We start from the raw sequence: 18936 nt of genomic DNA on the forward strand, positions 1-18936 counted from the left end.
GACGAGTGAATTCTAAATTTGATGTGCTTATTATTATACATAAATTCTGAAAATTACGAATTAAATCTCTTTTTTCTCAAAATTAATATGAGAAAAGATATTATCTAAATATTAGAAGGACCCTGGGCAGCTAGTAGAAATTAGCCCTTGCGTTTTTGAACAGATGTGATTATAATAATCAATGCATGTCATTTTGCGCCCGTAGCTCAGTTGGATAGAGCTATAGATTCCGGTTCTATGTGTCGGGGGTTCGAATCCTCTCGGGCGCGCTATAATAACACCTGGTTTTTATACCAGGTGTTTTTTTGTACTTTAATAAATTTTTATCTTTGTTAAAGGGTTAAAGACACTCGCTATAAGGACTCGTCGATAAGCCAAGCTTTCTAATACTTTCTTTTTCTAAGATTGCTAATGAAATACTTTTCAGGAAATATTACGGAAGTTGTAAAAGAATCGTTAACGAACAGATGTTTTTATACACTGCAAGCCATGTTATGATAGATAAAAGAAACAAGTAGGCGACAAATCTGTCGTAAGTAAAATGGGGTGTTTATTACGAAATTACTTCGTTATAAAATTTTGTATACCGAATTGATTGCAGAAGATCGCCGTATTCATGTTTTTGATATGGCATCACAGCGAAAATTATCTTTTAATTATGCCTCACTGAAACGAAGTCCCGATAAAAGGGCGAAAGAATTACTGAATTTCTTAAAATCCAAAAATACTAAAATAGAATTAGGTTTATATGATAATAAAGGACGCGCATCTTAGCGTTCTTTTTTTGTGTGATTACCTATTAAGTATCCTTGTTGATTTTATATTTAAGCTCCCAATTGCTGAAGACTCAGTTTCAAGATATATTGTTTCCGTTACGGTAGTAACGGTTTGGAGGGCAGGGAAATCACTCGCTTTCCATGGGCGTACGGTGAGCTTCCTCGGGCTAAAACCCTGCGGAATCTTACCATGTACTATCCTCCCATTGGAGTCTCGCAATTTCCCGGCCCTCCTTGCGTGTATGAGAGAAACGGAAACATCACTAAATAACTTAGTAAGAGTCCTTCTGAAAAATGGCCTACTAGCTGGATCCTTGGTCATTAAAGAGAAAATGTTGAAGACATCTTCATCTTTATAAATGGTCCGTTATTCAAAAACGGATAAGGCGGCAGGGAAACGGTGAGACTCCCGTGGGAGAAGGATCCAGACGAGACCCCGCAGGGAGTGAAACGACCGAGGAGGCTCGGCGGCTCCCCCACAGGAAAGCGAACTGTTTCCCAGCCGCCCTTACTCCTGATTCGGCAACGGACCCAAATTATCTCGAAATCAAGTCTTCGACTTTTCGGCCCTTTTATGGAATAAGCGTCTTAGGCAATAATGTCTAAATGAGCGTTTGTTTTAAAAATATATTCAGTGGTACACTGTATGTGTATGGGCAATGTAAGTTGAAACAGGGGGGCTGGAATTGAAGGAAGTCATTTTATATTCAAAAGAAAATTGCTGTCTTTGTGATGATGCCAAAGAATTGTTAAAAATGTTAAAAAAAGATTATAATTTCACCGTTTTAGAAAAAGATATTTATAAAGACGATACATTACTTGAAAAGTATCAGTTCGAAATACCCGTCGTGAGAATTGATGAAGAAGAACTTAATTGTGAACAAATTGATATATTTTCATTAAGAGAACGTTTACAAGAAAAATAACCGATTTTTATCACTTGCGGCAATGTAAGGGTACTGGTATATTTAATCATGAAGAAAATATTTTTTTGCTCTGCGTGGGACGAAATCTGACTAGTTGGGACAAAAACATCCCGGAGGATGGAATTCACAAAACTGAAGGGGCTTTTCCATGAGAGCTTTAATTGATTTACAAAAGAAACTATTCCCTGATTTGCTCGATGTTATGCAGAGACGTTATCAAATTCTGCACTATATCCAGTTGATGGAACCTGTCGGAAGAAGAAGTTTGGCAGATAATATGGAATTAGCTGAACGGACAGTCCGTAGTGAAGTCGATTTTCTGAACCAGCAAGGTTTTATCGCTATTACTGTAAAAGGCATGCATATTAGCCGTGATGGCAAGATGATTCTTGAACAGCTGGCCGATTTCATTAAAGAGGTTTCCGGGATTAGGGTTTTAGAAAAACAGTTAAGGGAAAAATTAAATTTAGACCATGTAGTGGTCGTTCCAGGTGACAGCGATGAACTCCCCTGGGTAAAACAGGAAATGGGGAGGGCTTGTGTCCACTATTTAAAAAGCATTCTCGTTTCCGATAGTACAATCGCGATTACCGGTGGTACAACCATGGCGGCAGTTGCTGAAATGATGACTCCACTTACTGGAGCACCGAATTGCTTGTTCGTACCTGCACGCGGCGGCCTCGGCGAGAGGGTTGAAAATCAAGCTAATACCATTTGTGCTGAAATGGCAAAGAAAGCAAAAGGGGATTACCGTCTTTTGTATGTGCCTGACCCTTTAAGTGAAAAAACATATCAGTCGATCACTTCCGAGCCGTCCATCATAGAAATACTCAACTTGATTAAAGGTTCAGATACCGTCATCCATGGAATAGGAAATGCCCTGACTATGGCTGAAAGAAGGAAAGCTTCACCGGAGCAGGTAGAAAAAATCAAGCAAGGACAAGCGGTTGGAGAAGCTTTTGGCTATTACTTTAATCAGCAAGGCGAAATCGTTCATAAAGTCAGAACGGTAGGCCTGCAGTTGGAAGATCTCTCAGATTCCCAGCACGTCATTGCAGTTGCTGGAGGAGAGTCGAAGTCCCAGGCTATTGCTTCTTATTTCAAACCTGGGAAAAGCAATGTCCTTATTACCGATGAGGGTGCTGCACAAAAGCTTTTAAGGGAAATTTCCCTTTAAATAGATTTAATAAATTACAATCAATTCAAGGAGGAATTTTATAATGACAGTAAAAGTAGGAATTAACGGCTTTGGACGTATTGGACGTAATGTCTTCCGTGCCGCTTTAAACAATAACGATGTAGAAGTAGTGGCAGTAAACGACTTGACTGACGCTGAGATGCTTGCCCACTTATTGCAATATGATACAGTACATGGTGAACTTGAAGAGAAAGTAACTGTAAACGGCAGTAACCTTGTCGTTGGCGGAAAAGAAATTACTGTACTATCTGAAAAAGACCCTGCACAACTAGGCTGGGGCGATCTTGGCGTAGAAGTTGTCATCGAATCTACTGGTCGTTTCACAAACCGTGCCGATGCCAAGAAACATCTGGACGCTGGTGCTAAGAAAGTAGTTATTTCTGCGCCTGCAAAAGAAGAAGATCTTACACTGGTTATGGGTGTTAACGATTCTGATTATGATCCAGAGAACCATCACGTTATTTCTAACGCTTCTTGTACAACGAACTGCCTGGCACCATTTGCAAAAGTGCTTAACGACAAGTTCGGCTTGAAGCGTGGTATGATGACAACAGTACACTCTTACACGAACGACCAGCAAATCCTTGACCTGCCACATAAGGATTACCGTCGTGCCCGTGCTGCTGCACAAAACATTATCCCTACTACAACTGGTGCAGCAAAAGCTGTTGCAAAAGTATTGCCTGAATTGGATGGCAAGTTGAATGGTATGGCTATGCGTGTACCAACTCCAAACGTTTCTATCGTGGACTTGGTAGCAGAGCTTGATAAGAACGTTACTGTTGAAGAAGTTAATGCTGCCCTTAAGGAAGCGGCAGAAGGCGATTTGAAAGGCATTCTTGGTTACAGTGAAGAACCACTAGTATCCAGCGACTATAATGGAAACACTAACTCTTCAATCATTGATGCTATCTCTACGATGGCTATTGAAGATAACATGGTTAAAGTAGTTTCCTGGTATGATAACGAGTTCGGTTACTCCAATCGTTGTGTCGATCTGGCTGCATTCCTTAAAGAAAAAGGACTTTAATTCAGAGTTAGAGTCGAATAATATGAGGTAAAGTTTAAGGGGGAGGTCCATAATCCTCCTCCTTTAGCACTTTCAAGGCAATTTTTTATACCTAAAAGGAGGTCCACCGCTGTGAACAAAAAGACAATCCGTGATATCAAAGTACAAGGAAAGAAAGTATTTTGCCGCGTTGACTTCAACGTACCGATGAGTAACGGAGAAGTTACCGATGACACGCGTATTAAAGCAGCACTACCGACTATTTTACATTTAGTGCAGGATGGAGCAAAAGTCATTCTTGCCAGCCATCTGGGTCGTCCAAAAGGAGAAGCGCATGAGGAGCTTCGCCTGGATCCTGTAGCTAAGCGCCTGAGCGATTTAATGGGCCGTACGGTAACGAAGACTGACGAAGTTTACGGTGACGAAGTCAATCGTGCCATCAAAGATATGAAAGATGGCGATGTGTTATTGATCGAAAACGTCCGTTTCGAACCAGGTGAGGAAAAGAACGATGACGCGCTGGCAAAAGAGTTTGCAGCCATGGCTGATGTCTATGTCAATGATGCGTTTGGTGCAGCACACCGTGCACATGCATCTACAGCTGGGGTCGCTCAATACTTACCAGCAGTAGCGGGCTTTTTGATGGAAAAGGAATTGAATGTGCTTGGACAGGCACTTTCTGATCCTGACCGTCCATTTACAGCTATTATCGGAGGCGCAAAAGTCAAAGATAAAATTGGTGTCATCGACAACTTGCTTGATAAAGTCGATAACTTGATCATCGGTGGCGGACTTGCCTATACCTTTCTGAAAGCTAAAGGCTATGAAATCGGAAAGTCATTGCTCGAGGAAGATAAAATTGATTTGGCAAAGCAATTCATGCAAAAAGCTGAAGATAACAATGTTAATTTCCTAATGCCGGAAGATGTCATTGTAGCTGATGATTTCTCCGAGGAAGCGAATACGAAAGAAGTGGGTATCGACAGCATTCCTGCTGATTGGGAAGCACTTGATATTGGACCAAAGACGAGGGAAAAATACAGTCAGGTGGTCAAAGATTCCAAGCTGATCATCTGGAACGGACCTATGGGCGTATTCGAATTTAAACTATTTGCCAATGGTACGAAAGATGTAGCAGCTGCACTTGCGGAGACAGACGGTTATACAGTAATCGGCGGCGGTGATTCTGCAGCAGCGGTAGAAAAATTCGGATTTGCTGAAAAAATGGATCATGTTTCTACTGGTGGAGGAGCTTCACTGGAATTCATGGAAGGAAAAGAACTTCCTGGCGTATCCCTATTGAACGATAAGTAAAAAAGGAGAGGTGAGCATATGCGTAAACAAGTAATTGCAGGAAACTGGAAAATGAACAAAGTTTTAAATGAAGTAGAGCAATTCGTACAGGCTGCCAAAAATGAAGTGCCAGGCGAAGAACAAGTAGAATCTGTTGTTTGTGCGCCATTCCCTTTTCTTCATTCATTAATTAAAGAAACAGAAGGTACTCCATTAAAAGTTGGTGCTCAAAATATGCATTTTGAAGAAAGCGGCGCGTTCACAGGCGAAGTCAGTCCTGTCATGCTGAAAGACTTGGGAGTATCTTATGTAGTACTTGGACACTCCGAGCGTCGTGAGATTTTTGGGGAAACGGATGAGGACGTAAACAAAAAGGTCCACGCTGCTTTCAAGCATGACCTGACACCAATTGTATGTGTGGGTGAAACATTGGAACAGCGTGAAAATAATGAAACGATGAACCATGTCGAAGCACAAGTGAAAAAGGCACTGGAAGGCCTTAGTGATGAGCAAGTACAACAAGTAATTATCGCTTATGAACCTATATGGGCTATTGGAACAGGCAAAACTTCTTCTGCAGCAGATGCAAATGAAGTATGCAGCCATATTCGTAACGTTGTAAAAGAATTTTCTTCCGAAACAGCTGCAGAAGCTGTACGTATCCAATATGGCGGAAGTGTCAAGCCGGCAAACGTCGATGAGCTGCTTGGCCAGTCTGATATCGATGGCGCATTAGTAGGCGGAGCCAGCCTTGAGGCAGATTCATTCTTAAAACTTGTGGAGGCAGGTAAGCATGAGTAACAATAAGCTTGCAGCTTTGATCATCTTAGATGGCTATGCCCTGCGTGATGACGAAAAAGGTAACGCAGTCAAGCTGGCCAATACCCCAAATTTCGATCGGTACTGGAATCAGTTTCCTCATGCGCAACTGAAGGCCTCAGGAGAAGCAGTCGGTCTTCCGGAAGGGCAAATGGGAAACTCTGAGGTAGGACATTTGAATATCGGTGCCGGTCGTATCGTCTATCAGAGCCTGACACGAGTGAACTTATCAATTAAAGAAGGCGACTTTTTTGAAAATGAAGCTTTTGTAAAAGCAATCGATCATGCCAAACAGCATGGTAAATCCTTGCACATCTTCGGCTTGTTATCTTCAGGTGGCGTTCATAGTCACATTGATCACCTGTTTGCTTTGTTGGAACTTGCCGCCCGCCATGGTATGGAAAAAGTGTATGTCCATGGATTCCTCGATGGTCGTGATGTTGGTCAAAAATCCGCTAAGCAATATATCCAGCAGACCGAAGATAAAATGGCAGAACTCGGGGTTGGCGAGATTGCTTCTATTTCCGGCCGCTATTATTCCATGGACCGTGATAAACGCTGGGACCGTGTCAAGAAATCCTATGATGCCATGGTATACGGTGAGGGACCAACGTATAACAGCGCAATGGAAGTTGTAGATGATTCGTATGCGAATGAAATCTATGATGAGTTTGTGCTCCCATCTGTTATAGTAGATGAGGAAGGGAACGCGAAAGCTAAAATTGAAGATGAAGATTCCGTTATCTTCTATAATTTCCGTCCGGACCGCGCGATCCAGATTTCAAGGACATTTGCTAACGAAGACTTCCGTGATTTTGATCGCGGAGAAAAAGCACCGAAGAATCTCCATTTCGTAGGGTTGACCCAGTTTAGTGAAACGGTCGATGGAGAAGTAGCCTATGAGCCAGCTAACCTCGATAATACTGTTGGGGAAGTATTGGCACAAAACGATATGAAGCAGCTCCGAATTGCAGAGACAGAAAAATATCCGCACGTCACTTTCTTTATGAGTGGCGGTCGTGAAGCGGAATTTCCTGGAGAAGAACGAATTTTAATCGACTCACCAAAAGTGGCCACTTATGACCTGAAACCGGAAATGAGTGCCTATGAAGTGACAGACGCTCTTTTAAAAGAGCTGGATGCCGAAAAGCATAATGCCATCATCCTGAATTTTGCCAACCCGGATATGGTTGGACATTCAGGAATGCTGGAACCAACGATTAAAGCGATTGAAGCTGTAGATGAATGCCTTGGCAAGGTTGTGGATAAAATCCACGAAAAAGGCGGACATGCGATTATCACAGCTGACCATGGGAACTCGGATGAGGTCCTTACACCAGAAGGAAAACCAATGACTGCTCACACGACTAATCCTGTTCCGGTTATTGTGACAAAAGATGGACTGGAGCTTCGGGAAGGCGGCATTCTCGCTGATTTATCCCCGACGCTTTTAGAGCTGCTTGAAGTCGGACAGCCAAAAGAAATGACAGGCCAATCATTAATTAAAAAATAAATTTTATCCTAAAGGAGAGTTTTTCAATGCCATATATTACAGATGTTTATGCACGCGAAGTATTAGATTCCCGTGGTAACCCAACAATTGAAGTGGAAGTTTATACAGAATCCGGAGCATTCGGTTCTGCATTGGTACCTAGTGGAGCTTCTACTGGTGAATATGAAGCAGTGGAACTTCGTGACGGAGACAAAGACCGCTACCTTGGTAAAGGGGTACAGCAGGCGGTAGAAAACGTCAACGAAAAAATCGGCCCGGAATTGCTGGGGCTTGATGTTACGCAGCAAGTTGTCATTGATTCCTTGATGATGGAGCTTGACGGAACAGAAAACAAAGGGAAATTGGGAGCTAATGCAATCCTTGGTGTTTCCATGGCAGTAGCTCATGCAGCAGCTGACTTTGTCGGTCTTCCATTGTACAAATACCTTGGAGGATTCTCTGCAAAAACACTTCCAACTCCAATGATGAACATTCTGAATGGCGGCGAACATGCGGATAACAACGTCGATATCCAAGAATTCATGGTTATGCCTGTCGGTGCACCGGACTTCCGTGAAGCATTACGGATGGGAGCGGAAATCTTCCACTCCTTGAAAAAGGTATTGAAAGAAAAAGGCTATAATACAGGTGTAGGTGATGAAGGCGGCTTTGCTCCGAACCTTCAATCCAACGAAGAAGCACTTTCCACTATCATTGAAGCGATCGAAGCAGCTGGCTACAAGCCTGACGAACAAGTGAAGCTGGCAATGGACGTTGCTGCTTCTGAAGTGTATGAAGACGGTAAATATAACCTGAAAGGCGAAGGTGTAGTCCGTACTTCTGAAGAGATGGTAGATTGGTACGAAGAAATGATCAACAAGTATCCAATCGTTTCAATTGAAGATGGCCTTGATGAGAACGACTGGGAAGGCTTCAAGATGCTGACGGACCGTATTGGAGATCGTGTCCAGCTTGTCGGTGACGACTTGTTTGTAACAAACACGAAGAAACTTAGCCGCGGTATCGAAGAAGGAATCGGCAACTCTATCCTTGTCAAAGTGAACCAGATCGGTACATTGACAGAAACCTTCGAAGCGATTGAAATGGCGAAGAAAGCTGGCTACACAGCAGTTATCTCTCACCGTTCCGGTGAAACAGAAGATGCGACTATCGCTGATATCGCCGTTGCTACCAATGCCGGCCAAATCAAAACTGGTGCCCCATCTCGTACGGATCGTGTTGCTAAATACAACCAGTTGCTTCGTATCGAAGATCAGCTGCTTGGTACAGCAGATTACGCTGGCGACAAAGCTTTCTATAACTTGGACAAATAATCATTTCTATAAACTATGCCGTTAACAGCAGGCATACTGCGCTTGCAGGAAAACCAGATGGTTTTTCTGCAAGCTTTTTTTGATGGATTAGGAGCAAACAAAAAACCACGAAGATAAAATGGATTTCTTCGTGGTTTTGTTTATTTTAAAAAGCTTTTTGTACATCCTCTTTTTTAACTTCCAGTTTTATGGTCGTCTTTTTCTACAGCTTTAAGCTGTTGTTTTTCCTTGGAGCTATCTTCTCCATTTACAAGATCGTTAGTGGCGTTCTTGAATTCCTTTAATGTGCTCCCAAACGCCCTGCCGATTTCCGGCAGTTTGGAAGGTCCAAAGATAATTAAAGCGATAACTAGTACGAGGATTAACCCTGGAATTCCGATATTTGATAACATTTATTACACCTCCGAAGTTTTATAAAATAGGCATGCCATGGCGTTGAAAGGCTGCTGCTTCCAGATTTGACATCCCGTCCACCTCAGCAGCCGCTGACAGCTTATCCGATATTTTCGGTGCATATTGTGCCGGTGGTGCAGCATGTCCCATCTGGCGCTGCCTTCCTGCATTTTTACGAGCAAATGGTCCCCAGATGGCAAAGGTGATGCCTGGTGTCTGAATATTGACAAAGAAAGTGTCCCCTCGTGTAGAGAAAGCCGGACCTGCAAGTTCCGAACCGTTCAGCCGGTTTTCTGCGAATACATAAGTTTCACCTTCCGGGGTCATTCCGATTATCCGGTCGGTTCCGCCTCCGTCTTCCGCAATCCAAAGATCGCCCCATGGAGTAATACATATGTTGTCCGGCATTTCTAAATCATTGGATTCGGTTGACTCGTAGAACAACTCTAATGTATTAGTAGCGGGAATATAACGGTACACACGTCCAAGATTATTATCACCTGCCGAAGTATCGTCAAACCAAAAGACACCTCCCTCAAAATAAGCGCCTTCGAGTCTGCTGAATGGAATGCATCCTTTTTGACCAGCTTCCATGGTAGGCTTTTCTGGGTCGACATCCTTCCAAACTATTCCAAATCGTTGGCCAGTATATAAATCACTGGAATGATTCGTGCTCATTTCCTCCATAGCAGCTGCCTGCAGGACCCCTCCTTTTTGTAAGGAACCAATCCGTGGACTTCTGTCGTTAGGGATGTACCGATAGAAATAACTTGGTCCAGCATCCTCTGTCAAGTAGACAATTCCAGTAGCAGGGTCGATTGCGGTAGCTTCATGGGAAAAAGCTCCCATGTCGCGGGTAGGCGTCTTTGACAAATTACTTTCTGGATCAGATGGATCGACCTCGAAAACATACCCATGGCCTTCCTCTAACGTTTCTTCACAAGTCAACCAGGTTCCCCACGGGGTGGCCCCTCCTGCGCAATTGCGGATGGTACCGGAAGAAGTAACATACTCTTCGCGGACTTTGCGGTTGGCGTCTACCACTAATGCAGTAGTTCCTCCAGTATGTTCCCTTTGATAAGGGTTTCTTCCGATGACTGGATACTTCGTATTTCCGCTTAACTCATGATTCCTTACAAGTACGGTAGAGTTGTTTTGGCCCGGAAAGGCTGCCATGCCATCAAACTTTTCCGGTATAGGGCGCCCATCTGCCATAAATCCGCCTTCCTCCGAGATGATCCGATATTGGAAACCTTGAGGGAGGTCGAGGACGCCTCCAGGGTCTTTGACCAGTGGACCATAGCCACGGAAGGAATTCTTGGATGCGCTTGGTGAAGCCAGTGCTGTGGAGTCTGATAATGAAAACAACCCTGTGGAACCTAAAGCAATTGCTGCTGTACCTAGACCGCCTACTTTCAAAAAATCCCGACGATTCATGTTTTTGTTTTTTCCCATTTTCATACCTCCTAGATAAATATGGTGTTAAGCGGCAGATTGGCTGGATGACTCTGCTGCCAAACGTTTTTTATAAACAAATGAAGATAGACTGATGCTGATTTCGTATAAAATCAAGAGTGGTAGAATGACAAGTACATCTGATAGAAAATCTGGCGGCGTAATTAATACAGAAATTATCACCATTACAAAATAGGCGAACTTTCTCGCTTTCCTTAAACGAATTGGATTAAGAATGCCAAGCCTGGTCAAAAACAATACAACTAATGGCATTTCGAATAACAGGCCGAATGGCAGAGTCATATTCAGCATGAATCGAAAGTATTTATCGGCGGTAAACATCATTTCGAATTGACCTTCAGAAAGCGAGGTCAAAAACCCTAAAACTAGGGGAAATAATAGGAAATACCCGAAGGCAAGACCGAACAGGAAAAGAAAAAACATGGCCGGAATGAAGCGGAGTGTCACTTTTCGCTCTTCCCGGCTTAAGGCGGGTGCGACAAACCGCCAAAGCTGAAAAGCTGCAACTGGTATGGTCGCTGTCATAGAGAAGACCGCGGCAAGCATCAGGTAAACCCATAGAATTTCACTTGGCCCCAGCACAGCCAATTGTGTGTCCAGTTCTCTAATCAGCCATTCATATATTGGTTTGACAAAAATAAACCCTGCTATAAGAAATCCGATGAATGACACAAGCGTGTTGATTATTCGGTTCCTTAGTTCTTCTAAATGACCGATGAGCTGCTGATTTTTTTCACACATAGCTTACTCCTTCAGTTCAGTTGTTTTTCTTTTTTTGATTGTTTTTTATTGGCACGATCATGAGCTATATGTCGATCATCTTCCACTTCACTGGATGACTGCTTCCCTTCTGGAACGATGGTTGCTGACACTTCCTTTAGGCCAGCCTGGTCCTTTTCGTAGATAAAAGATGCCCGGGTGGAAATATCTGCACCAGGTTTGGATACAAAGGGAAGTACACGGTAATCTGTTCTCCATTGTGTAGGAGTGACTTCACAGCGAACATATCCGCGGTAGTCATTGAAAAATTTAATATGATCGTTCTGCTCTAAAATACGGTCAGTGTCTGCACGTTTATCGGCTCCATTTCCCCCGGATGTAATCGAGGTTCCGACAAATTCAGCACCTAGAACCTGAGATTTTAAATCATCAAAGTCGGCCAGCAGGTTGGATGCCCAGTTGGCATGTACATCACCAGTTAAAACGATGAGGTTGTCCACATCGATGCTGCTTGCATAGTCAGTGATACGCTGGCGGGCGGGTGTATAACCATCCCAGCTGTCCATGCTGTAGCGTGGTTCTTCCGGGCTTGGACCGTAGTTCCTTTTGGCGAAGAAGATTTGTTGTGCCAGTACATTCCAGTGCGCTTGGGACTGGACAAGGTTACCCAGCAGCCATTGCTCCTGCTTGTCACCTAATAATGTGCGTGAAGGGTCAAGCGATTCTTCCGTCTGTGGAGAGCTTTTATCTCCGTTCGCCTGATCGGAACGATATTGGCGTGTATCCAATACATAGAAATTTGCCAGGTTTCCATAAGAAAAATTACGATATAACTGCATGTCCGGACCATGAGGCATGGACGATTTCCTGAGCGGCATATGTTCATAGTATGCCTGGTAGGCAGCAATACGACGGTTAACGAATGCTTCTACAGATTGATCTTTCTCAGGTATCATATCAGCATAATTATTTTCAACCTCATGGTCGTCCCAGGTCACTACCCATGGAAAAGCTGCATGCGCTGACTGCAGGTCTTTATCGGAACGATACTGAGCATGACGGTTGCGATAGTCTTCTAATGTCATGATTTCCGGCCCTTTGTGGGTGCGTACATTGCCGGTAGCAGCAACATATTCATTCGGGCCATATTCGTAAATGTAATCACCGAGATGGAACACCAGATCCAGGTCTTCTTTTGCCATATGTTTATAAGCAGTGTAATAACCATGTTCATATTGCTGGCAGGAAGCAAAAGCGAACGAAAGGCTTGTTACAGCCTCATTGTTTCTTGGAAGTGTTTTAGTCTTTCCGACTGGACTGAAATCTTTTCCAACTTTGAAACGGTAGTAGTAGACGGTGTCCGCCTCCAGGTTTTCGGCTTCAATGTGAATAGAGTGTCCAAGTTGTGGACTGGCTGCTTCTGTACCACGTTGCACTATATCACGGAAGTGAGCATCCCTTGCCAACTCCCATTTCACTGCTATGTTCCGTTCTGGCATACCCCCGCCATTTAATGGATCAACAGCTAGCCTTGTCCATAAGACAACGCTGTCTGAAAGAGGATCGCCTGACGCTACACCGAGTGTGAAAGGATAGGTTTCGAACTCTTCTTCCTGCGCTTCGACAGATATGCCTCCCATCGATTGAGCAACAGCTATTCCGAGAGATATTCCAGCGATTTTACCAGCACCTTGTAAGAATCCTCTTCGGTCGACATCCTTCTGTAACGTTTCTTCATTCAATCTACGAATCAAATCGTCCATTACTCTTTTTTCAGTCATGGCATTAGCTCCTTTCTATGCGTGAAATGTTTGGAACAATTGCCATTATAGGTGGTGAGTTTTAACTGGTTGTTAAGTAATGTAAATAGAGGAATGAAAAGGTAGATATAAAAGCTCAGGAAAATTGGCGGTACCTGATTTTATTTTTCAACAATTCAGAGGTAATCATGGTATTTTAGTAGTGAATTTTTTGTTGTTATGAGGAGGTATGTCTCGGTCAATATGACCTGATTTTTTTAACATTATCTAAACAATAACTTTAATTATTTTTTCATAAACATTTTGACATTCTACTATGTTTCCGTTACTTTCACTTTATTGATAGACAGAAGGGGTGGAGCGGATGAAAATCTATGAAGCAATCAAACAGAGGAGATCAATTCATGATTTCAGCCCACAAAATGTGGAAGAAAGCAAACTAACATCGATTTTTGCTGGGGCATCATGGGCACCGACACACCGCATGAAAGAGCCGTGGGAGGTTCATATTATCCAAAATAAGGCGGTGGCATCTTATGCTGAGCGGGTTACAGAAAGTTATCTGCGTTTGGGGTATGCGGAAGGTTACGATAATGATAAACAGCGGAAGCTCATGGAAGGCATTCAACAACATCTGTTGTCTATCCCGCACCATGCTATCATTTACATGGAAAAAGAAAAGGATCTGCGACTGTTTGAAGAGGATTATGCTGCTGTCTGTGCTTTTATTCAAAATGTACAATTACTGGCATGGAGTCATGGCGTAGGGGTATTATGGACGACAAACCCCTATATTTATGATAGGGAATTTTCTCGATCCTGTGGTATTGACCCTGACCTTTATAAAATAGTTTCTGTATTACAAATGGGTTATCCAAATAGAATACCCCAGCCAAAAAGACGGACACCAATCGAACAGAAAGTGAATTTTATTAACGATTGACAAATAAATAATAGAAGCACTCTTTAAAATTACTGTAAGGGTGATTTAAAAAACCTGCTGCGTATACACATATTTCTCTCCTCTGTGTATACGCAGCAGGTATTATTAACAATTTTTTTACCCGAAATTTTCTCCTTTGGGCTCCACAATTCTTTCTCTCTTTTGGAAATGAAAATTTTTCCGTATAGAAGCGATAATAGCTGCGACCCATCCAAGTACCATCACGACATAAATTAAAACCATAAGGTCTGCCGGTATATTTAATGCAAGCAGGAGAGTCCGTAAATTTGTCAAAATAATAAAACCTCCAGCCCCTACTCCAAGTATGAATGGCGGGACGATTCGTACAAGCCATGCGGCCAGCGGCGCTGCTGCTACCCCCCCGATCATGAAGGATACTACCCATAACCAATGAAGCTGTTCCCAACCTAAGAATAGTAGAAATCCTAGTGTGGCAGAAATAGTAATAGCAAATTCAGTTGTGTCAACCGTACCAATCACTTTCCTTGGCAATGCCCCTTTTCTGGATAAAAGAACCGGTGTGTTGATCGGCCCCCAGCCTCCTCCCCCAACAGCATCAAAAAATCCTGCTAAAGCACCTAAAGGGTACAGGAAGCAATTTTTAACAGGAACCTCTCTTCGCTTTTCATTGGATGTTTTCATGAGTAAAAAACGAGCTACAATGTAGACCCCCAAAAGGAGAAGGAAGATAGAAATAAATGGTTTGATCTTTTCCCCGGGAAGGCTGCTCAAAAAGGCGGCTCCGAGAAAAGCGCTGATCGATCCAGGAATGATTAGCGGCAGGACTAATTTTTTATCTATATTATCGAATTTATAATGGGAATAACCGGAAACGGCTGTGGTAGCAATTTCAGCCATATGGATAGAGGAAGAGACCACCGCTGGAGCTACTCCATATGCAATCAATAATGTGGATGAGGTTAAACCGTATGACATTCCGAGCGCACCATCAATCAATTGGGCAAAAAAACCTACTAATGTAAAAATGATTAATTTCCTCAAATGAATCAGCCTCCATTTATTAATACTAAACCTATGAGTTTACTCGGGATTAAGTTCAAAAAAATATTTTAAAGTAGTCAATGCCGTTATTCGAAATAATAGCTTTCAATCTAAAGGAATATCCATTACTTGTCAAGCAGTAATGAAAAACCGGTTCTACTTGCCTAGTTGGGGGAAAAAAGTACGAAGTAACCTTGAAACGAGGATACCAGAGGGACGAACAGCAGCTTCCTGCATGCCAATATGATCATCAAAACTGGGAAAAAAGTATAAATATTTTGATTAGTATTGACATTATTTTTAATTACACATATCATGTTTATCAATCGCATAAAACCTAGTTAACTTATCGGATTTATAAGTTAAGGATTTGTTGAGAAACTTTGTAATAAGAAACAAAATTTCTTGAATAGGAGGAGGGGGCGAATGAACCAACCAGCAGTTAGTTATAAAAATTTTCCAGGAGACCCTTTTAAAGGCTGGGAGCCTGTTGATGATACAAAAGGGGCGTCAGAGCTCCTGAAGTGGGCTTATAACTCATACGGACAGTCTCTTGTTTACGCTTGCAGCTTCGGAGCGGAAGGCATAGTTTTAATTGATTTGATTGCAAAAGTGAAAAAAGATGCAGAAATTGTTTTTCTTGATACCGGTCTTCATTTCCAGGAAACCTATGACCTGATTGAGAAAGTGAAAAAGAGATATCCTGATCTTATCATTCATATGAAAAAGCCCAAGCTGACACTAGAAGAGCAGTCGCAACAACATGGTTCAGCACTTTGGAAAAAGAATCCGGACCAATGCTGTTATATCAGGAAGATTAAGCCCCTGGAGGATGCGCTTAGCGGAGTGGATGCATGGATTTCAGGATTAAGGAGGGAGCAATCCTTAAGCCGGAGTAAGACTGATTTTGTCAATAAAGATGAACGCTTCAAGTCCATTAAGGTTTGCCCGCTCATCTATTGGACGTGGGATGACGTATGGGATTATATCCGAGTAAATGAATTGGATTACAATGAACTTCACGATAACAATTATCCGAGCATCGGTTGTATACCCTGCACATTTGCTGTTGAAAGTCCAGAAGACTCAAGAGCGGGAAGGTGGACCGGTTTTAACAAGACCGAATGCGGTCTTCATGTATCTTCAGAAGAAAAAAACTAGACATAAACCTAATATAAGGAGGAATCATTCATGACACTTATAGAACCCCATGGAGGAACGCTTGTGAACCGGCTGAAAGGAAACTGGGAGGAGGCATCGGCAAGTATCGAGCTTGATGCTATGGCTTTAAGCGATCTGGAGCTGATTGCTACGGGAGCCTATAGCCCAATTGAAGGATTTCTTACCAAAGAAGACTATCAATCTGTTGTGGAGAGAATGAGACTGGCGGATGGAACTCCATGGAGCATTCCCATCACTTTGCCGGTTGGCCGGGACCAGGCGGAGCGGCTGAACAGTGGAGAGGTAGCAGAACTTTATAAAGATGAAACGGTTTATGGATTGATTGAAATCGAGGAGATCTATCAACCAGATAAAGAGCAGGAAGCTAAGCAAGTATACTTAACTTCTGATTATGAACATCCAGGAGTTAAAAAACTATTTGACCGGCCTGATTTTTATGTAGCTGGAAAGATTCAATTGCTCCAAAGACCACAACGAGAACATGAGGAAAAATTCTACTTAGATCCTGCCGAGACGAGAGCATTATTCAAAGATTCAGGTTGGAAACGTGTGGTCGGCTTTCAAACTAGAAACCCTGTCCACAGGGCTCACGAATATATTCAAAAAGCGGCTTTAGAAACGGTAGACGGATTATTCCTCAATCCATTAGTAGGTGAAACCAAAAGTGATGATATTCCCAGCGACGTCAGGATGGAAAGCTACCAGGTGCTATTAAAAAACTATTACCCAAAAGGCCGCGTTACACTCGCAGTCTTTAATGCGGCAATGCGTTACGCAGGTCCCAGGGAAGCGATATTCCATGCACTAGTCAGGAAAAACTTCGGATGCACACACTTCATAGTCGGGCGTGACCACGCCGGTGTTGGTGATTACTATGGCACTTACGATGCACAGAAGATCTTCAGAAATTTTGAACCCGAAGAGCTTGGAATCACCCCACTCTTTTTTGAACATAGCTTTTACTGCCTGGCATGTGAGGGGATGGCTTCTCATAAAACGTGCCCACATGATGACGACCAGCATGTCATATTATCGGGGACAAAAGTACGGGAGCTGTTAAGAAATGGGGAAAAACCTCCGAAAACATTCAGTCGTCCTGAAGTCGTCGAAATACTGATCAATGGATTGAACAGCCAGAATACTGTAAAGCAAGGACAGGAAGGGTGAGCTGATTGGATTCGAATATCGTCTGGCACCAAGCGACAATTGAAACGAAGGATTACCGGAGCAAAAACGGACACCACAGTGGAGTAGTCTGGCTTACCGGGCTGTCTGGTTCAGGCAAATCAAGTATTGCCAATCAAGTGAATAAGAAGCTGTATGAAAGAGGTATTCAAAGTTTTATTCTGGATGGTGACAATATACGGCATGGGTTGAATGCGGGCTTGGGGTTTAAACCTGAGGATCGAAAAGAAAACATAAGAAGAATCGGGGAAGTCGCCAAGCTGTTCGCGGATAGCGGGACCATAGTTTTGACGGCATTTATCTCTCCGTATCAGGAAGACAGGGACCGTGTCCGGGATATCATCGATCCTGGTGACTTTCTGGAGGTTCATGTCGACTGCCCGCTGTCCGAATGCGAGTCCAGGGATCCGAAAGGCCTCTATAAAAAAGCAAGAACTGGAGAAATAAAAGGATTTACGGGAATTGATTCCCCATATGAGTCACCGGCTTCGCCAGAGCTGGTACTGGAGTCTAACGCATACAGTGTAGATGAATGTGCAGAGCAGCTCATTTCTTTTCTCGAGAAAAATGAATGGCTGTAAGGATGCCAAATAACAAGTTTCGGTTTGGGGAAAAGGAGTGATCATTACGATGAAAAAAGTATTTTTGGTCGGGGCAGGTCCTGGGGAACTTGATCTGATTACCGTAAAAGGACTGAAAGCAATCCAGCAGTCAGACGTAATATTGTACGACCGGCTGATCAATGAACAGCTTCTTGAGGAAGCTCCAGATTATGCTGAACTTATTTACTGTGGGAAAAGTCCAGATAATCATTCACTGACCCAGGAGAGCATTAATGGACTGCTTTGCAAGTTCGCCTTACAAGGAAAAACAGTTACGCGTCTAAAAGGAGGCGACCCATTCATCTTCGGCAGAGGAGGAGAGGAGGCCAGGGAGCTTGCCAAACGAAGGATACCCTTCGAAATTGTCCCAGGGATTACTTCAGGGGTCGCTGCTCCCGCTTATGCTGGAATCCCTGTCACCCATCGTGATTACAGTTCTTCTGTCGCTTTTATTTCCGGAGTAAGCAAGCTGGGTCAAAAAGAAGAATCGTATTGGAAGCACGTTGTAAAATGCATGGATACGCTTTGTATCTATATGGGTGTAAACAAACTTCCAAAAATCTGTGAGCTGCTGATTCGAAACGGATGTCATAGTAAAACACCTGTGGCCCTTGTGCAAGCGGGTACGACCGATGACCAGCTCACAGTGACAGGTACATTGGAAGATATCATACAAAAAGCGAAAGGAATAAGAAACCCTGCCATGATCATTGTGGGCGAAGTCGTAAAGCTTCGTGATCAGTTACAATGGTTCGAGCAGCTGCAACAAGACGAAACAAAGACTGTGGTCGGGTAGGGATAAGGA

The 18936-nt window shown here is 43.1% G+C and carries 17 protein-coding genes and 1 tRNA gene; 13 read left to right on the forward strand and 5 right to left on the reverse strand.

The genetic code is table 11. The annotated features are described in order from the left end of the window. The first annotated feature begins 195 nt into the window (after nucleotides 1-195). The 8 genes from ACGTNI_RS14480 to eno all read left to right on the forward strand — a co-directional run bounded on the left by ACGTNI_RS14480 (nucleotide 196) and on the right by eno (nucleotide 8847). Nucleotides 196-269 (forward strand) — tRNA-Arg (locus tag ACGTNI_RS14480). A 1193-nt stretch (nucleotides 270-1462) separates the two neighbouring features. Next, on the forward strand, nucleotides 1463-1702 hold the full coding sequence (locus ACGTNI_RS14485; RefSeq protein WP_394463517.1) for a glutaredoxin family protein: 240 nt from the start codon (nucleotides 1463-1465) through the stop codon (nucleotides 1700-1702). 148 nt (nucleotides 1703-1850) lie between these two features. Then, nucleotides 1851-2879: a sugar-binding transcriptional regulator gene (locus ACGTNI_RS14490; protein ID WP_394463518.1), complete on the forward strand. Its 1029-nt coding sequence runs from the start codon at nucleotides 1851-1853 to the stop codon at nucleotides 2877-2879. A 43-nt stretch (nucleotides 2880-2922) separates the two neighbouring features. Beyond that, nucleotides 2923-3930: a type I glyceraldehyde-3-phosphate dehydrogenase gene (gap, locus tag ACGTNI_RS14495; RefSeq protein ID WP_394463519.1), complete on the forward strand. Its 1008-nt coding sequence runs from the start codon at nucleotides 2923-2925 to the stop codon at nucleotides 3928-3930. A 111-nt stretch (nucleotides 3931-4041) separates the two neighbouring features. Continuing rightward, a complete protein-coding gene (locus ACGTNI_RS14500; RefSeq protein ID WP_394463520.1) occupies nucleotides 4042-5223 on the forward strand; it encodes a phosphoglycerate kinase in 1182 nt (393 codons plus the stop codon). A gap of 18 nt (nucleotides 5224-5241) precedes the next feature. Then, nucleotides 5242-6003 (forward strand): triose-phosphate isomerase, encoded by a 762-nt coding sequence (gene tpiA, locus ACGTNI_RS14505; protein WP_394463521.1) that lies wholly within the window; start codon nucleotides 5242-5244, stop codon nucleotides 6001-6003. Beyond that, the gene (gpmI, locus tag ACGTNI_RS14510; protein ID WP_394463522.1) at nucleotides 5996-7534 is read left to right on the forward strand and encodes a 2,3-bisphosphoglycerate-independent phosphoglycerate mutase; all 1539 of its coding nucleotides are present in this window, start codon (nucleotides 5996-5998) and stop codon (nucleotides 7532-7534) included. Before tpiA ends, gpmI begins: the two co-directional genes overlap by 8 nt. Before the next feature lie 26 nt (nucleotides 7535-7560). Further along, on the forward strand, nucleotides 7561-8847 hold the full coding sequence (eno, locus tag ACGTNI_RS14515; protein WP_394463523.1) for a phosphopyruvate hydratase: 1287 nt from the start codon (nucleotides 7561-7563) through the stop codon (nucleotides 8845-8847). Between the two features lie 173 nt (nucleotides 8848-9020). Here eno and ACGTNI_RS14520 read toward each other — a convergent pair whose 3' ends face one another. Genes ACGTNI_RS14520 through phoD form a run of 4 tightly spaced genes read right to left on the reverse strand, consistent with a single transcriptional unit; the run spans nucleotide 9021 to nucleotide 13217 of the window. Then, nucleotides 9021-9239: a twin-arginine translocase TatA/TatE family subunit gene (locus ACGTNI_RS14520; RefSeq protein WP_394463524.1), complete on the reverse strand. Its 219-nt coding sequence runs from the start codon at nucleotides 9237-9239 to the stop codon at nucleotides 9021-9023. Between the two features lie 19 nt (nucleotides 9240-9258). After that, nucleotides 9259-10695, reverse strand: a complete 1437-nt coding sequence (locus ACGTNI_RS14525) for an alkaline phosphatase PhoX (protein WP_394463525.1) — start codon at nucleotides 10693-10695, stop codon at nucleotides 9259-9261. Nucleotides 10696-10722: 27 nt separating this feature from the next. Next, on the reverse strand, nucleotides 10723-11457 hold the full coding sequence (gene tatC / locus ACGTNI_RS14530) for a twin-arginine translocase subunit TatC (protein WP_394463526.1): 735 nt from the start codon (nucleotides 11455-11457) through the stop codon (nucleotides 10723-10725). A gap of 11 nt (nucleotides 11458-11468) precedes the next feature. Then, complete coding sequence (gene phoD, locus ACGTNI_RS14535; protein ID WP_394463527.1) at nucleotides 11469-13217, reverse strand: alkaline phosphatase PhoD; 1749 nt, start codon at nucleotides 13215-13217, stop codon at nucleotides 11469-11471. 343 nt (nucleotides 13218-13560) lie between these two features. On the opposite strand from phoD, the gene ACGTNI_RS14540 reads away from it, so the two are divergent. Beyond that, entirely contained in the window at nucleotides 13561-14139 is a 579-nt protein-coding gene (locus tag ACGTNI_RS14540) for a nitroreductase family protein (RefSeq protein WP_394463528.1), read from the forward strand. A gap of 117 nt (nucleotides 14140-14256) precedes the next feature. On the opposite strand, the gene ACGTNI_RS14545 is transcribed toward ACGTNI_RS14540, so the two are convergent. Next, nucleotides 14257-15162, reverse strand: a complete 906-nt coding sequence (locus ACGTNI_RS14545) for a sulfite exporter TauE/SafE family protein (RefSeq protein ID WP_062441128.1) — start codon at nucleotides 15160-15162, stop codon at nucleotides 14257-14259. A gap of 426 nt (nucleotides 15163-15588) precedes the next feature. On the opposite strand from ACGTNI_RS14545, the gene ACGTNI_RS14550 reads away from it, so the two are divergent. The 4 genes from ACGTNI_RS14550 to cobA are packed head-to-tail and all read left to right on the forward strand — an operon-like array spanning nucleotide 15589 to nucleotide 18927. Continuing rightward, complete coding sequence (locus ACGTNI_RS14550) at nucleotides 15589-16323, forward strand: phosphoadenylyl-sulfate reductase (RefSeq protein ID WP_394463529.1); 735 nt, start codon at nucleotides 15589-15591, stop codon at nucleotides 16321-16323. A gap of 30 nt (nucleotides 16324-16353) precedes the next feature. After that, nucleotides 16354-17511, forward strand: coding sequence for a sulfate adenylyltransferase (gene sat, locus ACGTNI_RS14555; RefSeq protein WP_394463530.1), 1158 nt, complete (start codon nucleotides 16354-16356; stop codon nucleotides 17509-17511). Between the two features lie 5 nt (nucleotides 17512-17516). After that, nucleotides 17517-18110, forward strand: coding sequence for an adenylyl-sulfate kinase (gene cysC, locus ACGTNI_RS14560; protein WP_394463531.1), 594 nt, complete (start codon nucleotides 17517-17519; stop codon nucleotides 18108-18110). Nucleotides 18111-18159: 49 nt separating this feature from the next. Next, nucleotides 18160-18927 (forward strand): uroporphyrinogen-III C-methyltransferase, encoded by a 768-nt coding sequence (gene cobA, locus ACGTNI_RS14565; RefSeq protein ID WP_394463532.1) that lies wholly within the window; start codon nucleotides 18160-18162, stop codon nucleotides 18925-18927. Nucleotides 18928-18936 lie beyond the last annotated feature (9 nt).

It is taken from the genome of Thalassobacillus sp. B23F22_16 (assembly GCF_043496955.1).
Lineage (GTDB): Bacteria > Bacillota > Bacilli > Bacillales > Halobacillaceae > Thalassobacillus > Thalassobacillus devorans_A.